Origin of the sequence: Chitinophaga niabensis (assembly GCF_039545795.1) — a bacterium.
GTDB lineage: Bacteria > Bacteroidota > Bacteroidia > Chitinophagales > Chitinophagaceae > Chitinophaga > Chitinophaga niabensis_B.
Window position 1 is genome coordinate 6,670,522 of the sequence record NZ_CP154260.1, and the last position, 10,012, is coordinate 6,680,533.

General features: G+C 40.1%; 11 protein-coding genes. 5 read left to right on the top strand and 6 right to left on the bottom strand.

Going from position 1 to position 10,012, the window contains the following annotated elements:
- Positions 1 to 76: 76 nt before the first annotated feature.
- The 4 genes from AAHN97_RS26850 to AAHN97_RS26865 all read left to right on the top strand — a co-directional run bounded on the left by AAHN97_RS26850 (position 77) and on the right by AAHN97_RS26865 (position 2,805).
- On the top strand, positions 77 to 445 hold the full coding sequence (locus AAHN97_RS26850; protein WP_343305156.1) for a hypothetical protein: 369 nt from the start codon (positions 77 to 79) through the stop codon (positions 443 to 445).
- Positions 446 to 545: 100 nt separating this feature from the next.
- Positions 546 to 1,418, top strand: coding sequence for a hypothetical protein (locus AAHN97_RS26855; protein WP_343305157.1), 873 nt, complete (start codon positions 546 to 548; stop codon positions 1,416 to 1,418).
- 42 nt (positions 1,419 to 1,460) lie between these two features.
- A complete protein-coding gene (locus tag AAHN97_RS26860; protein WP_343305158.1) occupies positions 1,461 to 1,859 on the top strand; it encodes a hypothetical protein in 399 nt (132 codons plus the stop codon).
- A 550-nt stretch (positions 1,860 to 2,409) separates the two neighbouring features.
- Entirely contained in the window at positions 2,410 to 2,805 is a 396-nt protein-coding gene (locus AAHN97_RS26865; RefSeq protein WP_343305159.1) for a hypothetical protein, read from the top strand.
- A gap of 108 nt (positions 2,806 to 2,913) precedes the next feature.
- On the opposite strand, the gene AAHN97_RS26870 is transcribed toward AAHN97_RS26865, so the two are convergent.
- From AAHN97_RS26870 to AAHN97_RS26895, 6 genes are all read right to left on the bottom strand, one after another.
- Positions 2,914 to 3,981 (bottom strand): hypothetical protein, encoded by a 1,068-nt coding sequence (locus AAHN97_RS26870; RefSeq protein ID WP_343305160.1) that lies wholly within the window; start codon positions 3,979 to 3,981, stop codon positions 2,914 to 2,916.
- 19 nt (positions 3,982 to 4,000) lie between these two features.
- On the bottom strand, positions 4,001 to 6,139 hold the full coding sequence (locus AAHN97_RS26875; protein ID WP_343305161.1) for a protein kinase/lanthionine synthetase C family protein: 2,139 nt from the start codon (positions 6,137 to 6,139) through the stop codon (positions 4,001 to 4,003).
- Complete coding sequence (locus AAHN97_RS26880) at positions 6,129 to 6,482, bottom strand: HTH domain-containing protein (protein ID WP_343305162.1); 354 nt, start codon at positions 6,480 to 6,482, stop codon at positions 6,129 to 6,131. Before AAHN97_RS26880 ends, AAHN97_RS26875 begins: the two co-directional genes overlap by 11 nt.
- 563 nt (positions 6,483 to 7,045) lie before the next feature.
- The gene (locus AAHN97_RS26885; RefSeq protein ID WP_343305163.1) at positions 7,046 to 8,017 is read right to left on the bottom strand and encodes a helix-turn-helix transcriptional regulator; all 972 of its coding nucleotides are present in this window, start codon (positions 8,015 to 8,017) and stop codon (positions 7,046 to 7,048) included.
- Between the two features lie 496 nt (positions 8,018 to 8,513).
- Positions 8,514 to 8,984: a nuclear transport factor 2 family protein gene (locus AAHN97_RS26890; RefSeq protein WP_343305164.1), complete on the bottom strand. Its 471-nt coding sequence runs from the start codon at positions 8,982 to 8,984 to the stop codon at positions 8,514 to 8,516.
- A gap of 59 nt (positions 8,985 to 9,043) precedes the next feature.
- A complete protein-coding gene (locus tag AAHN97_RS26895; RefSeq protein ID WP_343305165.1) occupies positions 9,044 to 9,619 on the bottom strand; it encodes a Crp/Fnr family transcriptional regulator in 576 nt (191 codons plus the stop codon).
- A gap of 85 nt (positions 9,620 to 9,704) precedes the next feature.
- On the opposite strand from AAHN97_RS26895, the gene AAHN97_RS26900 reads away from it, so the two are divergent.
- Entirely contained in the window at positions 9,705 to 9,974 is a 270-nt protein-coding gene (locus AAHN97_RS26900) for an antibiotic biosynthesis monooxygenase family protein (RefSeq protein WP_343305166.1), read from the top strand.
- The last annotated feature ends 38 nt before the right edge of the window (positions 9,975 to 10,012 follow it).

Sequence of the window (10,012 nt, forward strand, 5' to 3'; positions counted from 1 at the left end):
AATCAGCTTATTTTAGTATTAGTAATTACTATGGCCATAAGTTACTATCTAGTTATTCACTTTAAAAATCAAAAAAATGGAAAATTCATCATTTAGAAACTATTCTCTTTTGGGATTAGCATTAATGGGTGTATCAGCTCTTACTGCTGCTATGATTCCTTCAAAAGCAAAATCTGAAGCTGCATCTCAAGGTCGTCTACCTAATAATGGCCATTCTGTGCAATCGACAGTTAATAATCGTCAAACCGCTTCAGTACCTTCAACTGTTTCTTCTCAAGTAGGTGGAAATCGTTCCTGGACTACTACAGGTTTACCTGGCGATGAATTTGATGAGGATTCAGCAACATCACAGGATGTTTTCGATGATACCAATACTGCTGAAATCAGCTGGGCTACCGCAGATGCCACTACTAGTGTTGGACATGAAAACCTTGATCCCGCATGATTTTGAATTGGGAGAATAACTTTTTCATCTTTTCCGGATGAAAAAGTTATTCTCCCAATTGGTAGACGCAATTTACTGAACCAATTTATGCTTTGAGTGTATGCCCGCGAAAGCAAAAATAGCACTCTGCGAACCTCACAGAGAAGAGACCGGTCGATATTTTTCAGTTAGGCTCAAACAGCATCATTATGCTGAGCCAACTGAGTTTGAGATTCCAAAAAAAATGTTGATAGTCAATAACATCCTTAAAGATTTTAGATCTTTAAGGAGATTTTTGTTAAAATATGAGATAATAGACGCAGCATATAACTGGACCTTTGGGGAGGGCCATTTAGTCATTGCTGGTAATTGCTTCAAAGAGAATAAAATAAATATAGAATGTCTTTGGCTCATTTATGCGCTAGAACAAAAGGCTCAATTTTGTGGTGGTTACGTTCATTTTATACTAGGCAAGAATGAGATTTCGAATATTGATGGGTCATGGCAATTTGTACACCCCAATTATGCCAATAGCCAGAAGACTTTAAAAGTTCCATATGTAGTTCTTTATGATGGGAACCGGGAATTAAAGAGGTGGTTGCAGACGAAAAATGTCATAGAGAAAATAGGGAAAATACTCATCTCGAATGTAGATATAAGCGGTGTGTTCTCCGATCAGGATTTATCCTTTACTCAATTGAATACGCTGGTGCGCCGGCATTATTCAGGAGTCAAAAATACTTATTCACCTTCTCTTATATCGAATATTTTCGATAACTCTTCAGAAGTAAATATCCTGCCCCAGGAAGCTAATACCATACCCCGTAACCTTATTGCAAAAAAGGTCGCTGGTCTTGCCTATATCTATACCAGTGGTGAAGGAGGTGCAGAGAATAGATCAGATGTTTTACTCATCAGGAACAAAAGATTTTTTAGAGTAAATTCTGAAGGTAGGTATGAAAGGGTTCACCTAAATACATTGACCGCCCAATAATGAGAAGAATACTGTCGCCTAATTCGCTTTAAATTTATTTTTATGTATAACAGGATAGATTTTGCTAAGCTTAGGAAGAAGCATTCTCTTCTTGGATTAGTACTGATCGGGGTATCAGCTCTTACTGCAGCAATTATCCCCTCAAAACCCCAATACGCTGTTGCTCAAGACCCTAACCCCAACAATGGACATGCGATACAATCCACATTAAATGGAATTCAGACTCCTACAGTACCAGCAACAGTTACCGAGCATGTCGGGGGAGTACGTTCTTATACCAAGACGGGAGCTCCTTGTGATGGAGCGGATGGGCTTTCAGCTACATCAGTAAGTGGAAATGAATGCACGGTAACTATAGAGAAGGGACACCTACTTATTATCAGACTACAGAAGAGGATCTGGAGAATGACGTGGAATTTCCATAAACGGATCCTTGATTAAATTGAGGCGTTTTTAGATACTGATAGGTGCAGCTGGATATCTTTCTGCAATTGGATATCGATGTTCATTCCCCTAATATTAAATAAAACGTTAATTTTTTATTATGTACAGAATGAAAGGTTGGAGGAATTCTTTTTTCAAAGAATCTTCCTTTTTAGGATTGGTATTATTGGGGAATATCTGCTCTGGCAGCAGCAATGATCCCATCAAAACCTAAACATACTATTGCCGCTCAGGAGCGTTTACCTAATAATGGCCATAGTGTACAATCTACAGTAAATGGCCGTGAAACGGCTTCAGTGCCGACAACCGTTTCTTCTCAGATAGGTGGAAATCGTTCCTATACAATGACTGGTAGTCCATGTGATGAGGAGGATGGACTTTCAGCTACTTCACAAGATGACGAATGTACGGTAACTGAAGAGATGGGGCATCCAACGGCGTTTGCAACTACAAGTGTCACAAGCGAGAATATAGATCCATCATGATTAATCCCCTTGCAGATAAAAATTAATGCCCTGAAGGCCGATTAGAAACTCAACATTTTCTTATGAAAAAGATAGTAAGGTTTAAAAATTTCTCTCTGAAAGAACTTTCTTTTTTGGGATTAACATTAATGGGAGTGTCGGCTCTTACAGCAGCGATGATTCCTTTAAAAGCGAAATCCGGCCCTGTGCATCAGGGGCGAATTCCAAATAATGGACATGCGGTTCAATCTACAATTAATGGCCGAGTAACTGCTTCGGTGCCATCAACGGTTTCTTCTCAGGTAGGGGGCAATCGTTCCTGGACTTTAACCGGTGAATGTGGTAATGAGGAAGATGAGGCTTCAGCAACATCGAGAGATACTTATGAATGCACTGATACACATGAAATGGGGTGGTGTACGGCTGATGGAACTACAACTGTTGGACATGAAAATTTTAAATCCGAAAATGACAATTGATTCCGTATAATTTTAGTTCGTGAAAAGATTGAGGTGTTGCAATCCTCGATCTTTAATTTTTAATTAGCTTGAAGCAAGATGAAACCGGGTTACAGACAATTATAATTTTCATTTCCCTTTTTGAAGGATAGCTTCCTTTATTTTTTTTTCATACTCTTTAACATATTGTTTGTATTCAGGGTATTCAGGTTGCGCATAGTATGCTGCCAGAAGGGTATCTATCTCAGGAGAATCACCTTTTAGCGTATGTTCTTTTAATCCCTGGGAGGTAAGGAGATACATCATGCATTCTTCCAACACCTTACCTTTATATATTTTTTTTGCCAGATCTGCATATAAGATCTTCCTTCCTGTACTTCGTAAACTGTCATGTTCTCTGGCGAAATCATACTTTCTTTCTATTGACTTTCTCACAAAATCATATAAGTAATAAGCATTTCCAACTTTACCGGTATATGCATGCAGCCATTGAGCATGCTTATTGTTAGCTGTGGAGTCAAATATGTCTCCCAGCTTACCTTCAGCTCCTTCATATATTAATTTTCCGGCAAGCGCACCAAACTTCATCAATCGCTCATACTCAATTTCTACTATTGTCTCTGCTTTCACGTGATCAAAAGCAATCGGCGTCAGGCGGTCTTGATAGGCTGTTAATGCCTCATCCATGATCGCTTCTTTAGCATTCAGATAGTTACTCCACTCCAGGTAATCCTGTAATGAGTCAGTTCTGCTGAACCTTGGGTTCCTGGGAGCAGCTAACAATGCTGTTTTAGCAAACATTTCTTCCAGCATAATAAACTTATCCGCATTCCTTCCCGAATAGACAGGTTTCACATTTTTTAGATCAATATGAATACTATCCCCTGGTTCATAAAACTGTATCTGACTCCCCCTGCCAAGCACCCGCCTCAGATCCACTATCCGTGCACTATCACTGAATATGGTCCATTTTACAAAATCACCTTTTATCTCTGGTCTATGTTCCTGCCATGTAGGTCTTCCCACATAATCAGCAGGAATAGAGCTAAGCAGGATACTGGTTCTCTTGAAATCCTTGGGAAGCTCTACCTCCACTATAATTTTTGGACCTGTTTGATTATATGTCTGCGGCTGTTGTGGATTATTACACGCGTACATGGCGCATGCTATTAGCAGTGTGGCTAGTTTGTTTTTCATTGTATTAGAATATCGGGATTTAAAGTTTACTGTGGATTGGTGTCATGGGGAGGCTGAATTTTCCTGGGTAACAATACCGCAACAGAAAATGTAGCACCCCTCCATTGCCCTGTGTAAAACCAGGTACCGGTTGTTTTTCATTCTCTACCAGCCAATATGAGCCATACCTAGCATGCGTCTTTTTTAGTCTCATTATGAGTTGTGCTATCCATTCAGCCCGTTCCATCCATTGATCATCCTGTAATAGTTGATAGGCTTCGAGATAGACTTCTCCTAATCCACTTAAACCATTATATAGACTAGAATTCCCCGTTAGTAGCATTTTAGGGTGAATATTCAATGCGCCGGTAGCAAATTCTTTATATGTCTGGTCTCTGACTATGGCGTAGCCTTTTATAAAGGCTAGAGCAATTCCTGGATTACCATCATACCACCATGGTGATATTTTGCCTCCTTTTGAAGAATGCCACTCAATAATGTTTTTTTGCTTGAATGAATTATTCATTAGCCATTGAAGGCCTCGCTCTGCAGCTGCTAAAGACCGACTATCATTATAATGTTGTGCATATTCCAGTAAAAAATAGATAATGCCGGATATACCATTCGCGAAACCTTTTGTTACTCTTGTTGTTTGATCACGTGTCCATGCTCCCTGTTCGGTTTGTTTGTTCAGTAAATGACTAACATATTCTTGTAAACGAATATTTATTTCTTCTTTCCCAGCTGTGATAGCGATCATGTTAGCCAGGCCCTGACCAGCAATACCAGATAGAATGCCATCTGAATCGGATTTTTTCCTCAATAGATCGTTTATCCAACCCCGATATTTGTCAGAGGGATCGATCAAACCATGATGTATTGCTTCTGAAAGGCAGGCCGCAATTCCATCGGTACCAAGGTATAAGCCTGGAGATGCATTTTTAATATTATTCGTGCATTTGTTCTCAATTAATGATAGTGCAAAGTTTATCGAAGGCCTGGTTATTTCAACATCAAATCCTGCAAGATGCGCCCGGCCAAGTAAATATAACAGGCCAGCTCCCCCGTGCTGGAAATTGGTATACCAGCCTTTGGCGATCTTGTTTTTTTCTTTAATAGGGGCGTTCCGGTTTTCTGCAAACCAACCTTTTTCTTTATCCGTGAGTAATGAAGTTGATAGTGTATTGATTGTTTGCTGTATAGTTAATCTTATCTGTTCTTTGCTAAGAAAAACAGGAGTTTGTACTTTTCGGTTTGTTCTTCTCTTTAGATCGGATCTATATTGTTCTACAATTTGATGGACCGTTTTTAGTACTGGTCTTTTTTCTGCATCTGGATGAAGGCATTGAGATATAATACGGGCCATTTCCCTGTCCGGGATAAAGAACGCCACTTTGTCTTCCAGTTCTTCTACCGATGCCTGTGTCAACTTAGCCGGGGCAATATTGGTCCATGCTTGTAACATGATGGCTCCAACTGAGAAAACATCTTCCTTTATGGTAGGTGTTGATACAGCAAGCTGCTCCGGCGACATATAGCCATATGTTCCAAGCATAAAAGGAGGTGAGGGCATCTGTTTCTGAATGGAATAACTCAATTCCATATCAATTATTGCTACCTTCTGTCTGGGAGTAATTATAAAATTAGCGGAGGTCACGTCACGGTGTACGATTTGATTATTATGCAATGTATCTAGGAGGTCAATGATCTGCAGCAAATAGCCAAGAAACCGGATCCCGAGTTTATTCCCATTAATTAATCCTTCCCGTAGATTTACTCCGTGCTCTCTGTATAAGTTCCCCAGTGTTCGCCCCTTAATATGCTCGATTGCCAGATAATAATTCCCGTTCTCTTCAAAGCTTCCAACAAACCGAGGTATTCTTACTTTGTCCTGCAATAATTCATGCAGTTCTTTTTGCCAGATTAATCTGTCCCTAATATCCCTGTTGTAATTATCCTTCAGCTCTCCTGCTGTTCCTTCTTTAATGACACAAACACCAAATTGGGTAAAGCTTTTAATATAAATACACTTTACTACATCATTTTTAGGATGCTCTTTCAGACTCTTTAATATTATGTAATTATACCCAATTCGTTTCCCCCCCTTTTTCTCAACTTTCCCTTTTACCTCGGTTTCCTCAATAGGTAATGCAGTTTCAACAATGATTTCAGAGTTCATATAGCAGATTTAGACCCAGATCTTCAACCAGGGCTGGTATCATAAAAGCAAATGTTGTCAAGTAGGAAATTATGTTTCGAGGGCCTTCCAGGGATCCTTTATTTGCCTCCCCCTTGGATACAAAACACGTGGCAAAATATCCATCCTCATCATAATAAAACGTCTGTCGGCTCTGGCTGTATTTAATAGGGGCACCCTTATGTCTCATAAAATCGATATACTCATAAACGCTGGCCCTGGATACGCCTAACCGCTCAGCGAGCTTCGCTGCATTGCCTGTGCCTTTTTTTCGTATGAGATAATCGATCCTTTCTATCCGTCTGATAGTTTCCTCGTAATACATGAATAAATAATTTATAGATGTTAGTTGTTAGACATGATATTGCTTTCTCATTCTAAAATGGAAGAGTTCTATGGTCAAACTGGTACCGTATTAGAATAGTAGAATTTGCTGCTTCTTATAGAGATTTAAAAATCGGAGAATATTCTTCCTGACTACAACAACAACTCAGTTTTTCATTATCAATATGCGCTTTAAAACTCTTCAGGAGATTTAAACACATATAGGCATGTCTCTCGTAAATGCTAGTATTAATGGCTGGTTTCGTATGGGATCCAGTGGCTTTAATTTGGATAAGTCGGTCAATACGCTCTAAGCGCTGCAGGGTGTCTTTTGTCATTGGATAACACTAATTTATTTTGGTGGTAATCTCTAAGTGAGATGATTGGGTAATAACAATAACATAGCCGTATTTAACTCTGCATCGCAATAGTTAAATATTCGCTCATATCTCAAGCTAAAAATAATGCCGGGTTAATACATCTGTATCTTCTACTATAAAGTTGAGATAATTAACATTAAAATAAAATAGCAGTTCGGACATATTTGTTGTCTTATTGGACATTTTACCGCCGTACTACTTCACTGGGAGGATGACCGAAGTATGCGCGGTATCTTCTGCTGAAATTCCCATAATCCCCATAGCCTACCATCTCCGATATTTTATGCATGGTAAGATTAGTGGTGAGAATGAGTTCCCTGGCGGTTTCCAGCCGGGCACGCCTTACGAATGACTGCAGTGATTCCGCATAGACTTTTTTGTAGCCTGTTTTCAGTTTGGAAACGCTGATGTTATAATCACGGGCGATCTCTACATTGCCTAATTCACGGGATAGATTATTGAGGATGTAAGCGTGGATAGTAGTGAACAGGAGGGTGTCATCATTGGCTGGAATGGAGACGGAGCTTTGCTCTGCATCCTTTAAGGCATTGGCGAGCAGCAAAGAAATATGTGCAGGCATTTCCAGTTCTTTCATTTTATAAGAGGGAGGGGTTTGACGTATTTCATTAATCAGCTCATAAAGCCGGTTGACCATTATTCCTGCGGAGGGCATTACATAGGCGGATTGGTTTTTCTCCGATTTATCCAGCAGTTTTCTGATCAGATCTGAGTAAGAGGCCAGTGCCAGCAGTTGTTCTCGCGTGAAATCAATATGAAAGGATTCATACACCCCATCTTTTTCCAGCCAGGCTTTATGACTGGCATTGCTCACATGGAAGAATCCAAACTGTCCTGCGCGTAGCCATAAGGACCCCACATCCGCCAGTTCGCAGCGGATACTTCCTTTCATCATGAAATGAAGGGCTGATACAGGCTCGGCTGAATAAGGAGCAAGCATTACATTCTTCTTAGCAAAGAATATATGGTTGCAGACAGTGAACCCATTGATTTGCATTACCTGGTGAATGATACTCACCGCAGCGGATTCTTCAAGTATAGCTTGGGCATAGGGATAGATATGTGAGCGATACTGCGATGGGATCTCAGTGGTAAGGGTAATTTCTTCTTCCGGCACGCCTTTAATGATAAACCGCATGTGCGGTTTGGTTGAAAATGGATAGCTCAACATGTCTGAGGGTTACTTGGTTGTCTTAAATTGGGAAAATCGGATTTAGGTTAAATAGTATTTACTGTATACTAGCCGAGTATTAATTTTAAGCTAAACTGTTAACCAAAATTAGGGCTAACTAGTGCAATTAAATCAATTAACATACGCCAAATCGCAGTCATAGTGATTTTTGATAATATTATGGCATGGCTAATACCTTATGCTTATTATTATCAGCCATTTGAAAAATAAAGATCACAATTACTTAACATTGGAAAGTAGTATAAAAGTGAGGAATCCTAATCCACATTTGTTAATAGATGTTACTAACGCTAATGGATATCTGGTTGTGATTTGTTAAAAATACTTTCAGAAGGTTAAATGAGTTTGCGGGTTTAATGCCCATAATAGTTTACGCGTAAGCGGTAGACAAAAAAAGAGATAATCTATGATTATCTCTTTTTAACAATATACCTGATCCTTTCTACCTCTCCCTATAAGCATCCCAGATCCCCGACAGATCCTGAATGATCAATATATCCCTGATCAATCCCTCCTCAAATGTAAATATCGCGGCATAAGGGCTCCTATGCGTTGCCCCGTTCTTCTTTAATGTATAAGCATCATCGCCCAGGATAATCACACGATTCCCTGCTTCAATAAATTCCATAGGCACCTGTTGCTTAAACACCGCTACATCCTGCAATATCACATTGAAATACCGGGCCACAGCCTCCTTGCCACGAAACTCCCCACTGATCGGAGTTCCGGCAGGGATAGTAGATTTGAATTTCACATCTTCAGCTAAGATGTCTATCAATGGCTGGAAGCTCCATGTCTTGTCTGTTTCTTCCATAATGGCCTTTAGCTTTTTTACCTGGGCAGATGTTTTCTTCTCAAACATATTATTACATGCTGCCAAAAAGAGCAATGTTCCTGTGAGTACGTTTTTCATGATGTTGATATTTGTACTTCAAAGGAACGACCATTGCGGAAGGAAATTTTTAATCTACATTAAAAATTAGCTCGTAATACACTCAGGAACTGCTGGGTAATGCCAAGGTAGGAGGCGATATATTTAAGGGGAATACGTTGCTCAAGGTCCTGGTACTTTTGCCTGAACTCCTGGTACTTCTGTTCAGCGGTTTCAAACTGGTTCTGGATGATCCGGTGCTGCTGGATAACAAGGGAATTCTGATACCTGATCCTGAAGAAGCGTTCCATCTTGGGGATGTTTGTAAATATCGCATCAAGGTCCGGCCTCGATAGCTGAAGAACTTCCGCATCTTCCAGGGCCTGGAAAAAGAAGCTCGCAGGTTTACCGGTGAAATAGCTGTAGAGATCATTGGCCCAATGGTCCCGGTCTGCCAGATGAATGACCCTTTCACGGCCTTCCTCATCTATGTAGTACATGACCAGGCACCCTTTTACGATGTAGTTCTTATACTTGCATACTTCTCCTTCTCGTAATAAAAACTCCTTTTTTCTGAGCCTGGTAAAAACAAGCCTGGAGGTAATGAATTCAATTTCCTGCTCAGTAAGATCTACGAGCTGAAGGATGTTGTGGATGATGGAAGGATGTTCGGGCATATAGAAGGTCTTTACCAGATCAAGATAGTATAATTATACTATTGTCCTTTCTCCTGTATTCCTGCAGATTTGCTTTAAAAAAAACATGGCAGTACTCATTTCAAGTAAAGTTAAAGGGCAAACCCTGGAGGGATATGAAGGTGTTTTATCAGTAGTGAAAGATCTGATCAAACAGGCACCTGGTTTCATTTTGCAATGTGCGCATCCAACTGATGATGGCTGGGCGGTTATGGAAGTATGGGAATCCAGGAAAGATGCAGACCAGTGGTTCGCTCAGTATGTTGTTCCCCATTTGCCGCCGGGGATCCATCCGAAACGCTCCTACCAGGAACTTCACAATGTTGTATGTTTATAAAATGGAGCCGGGAGCAGAAATATTCTTACAATCCGTTA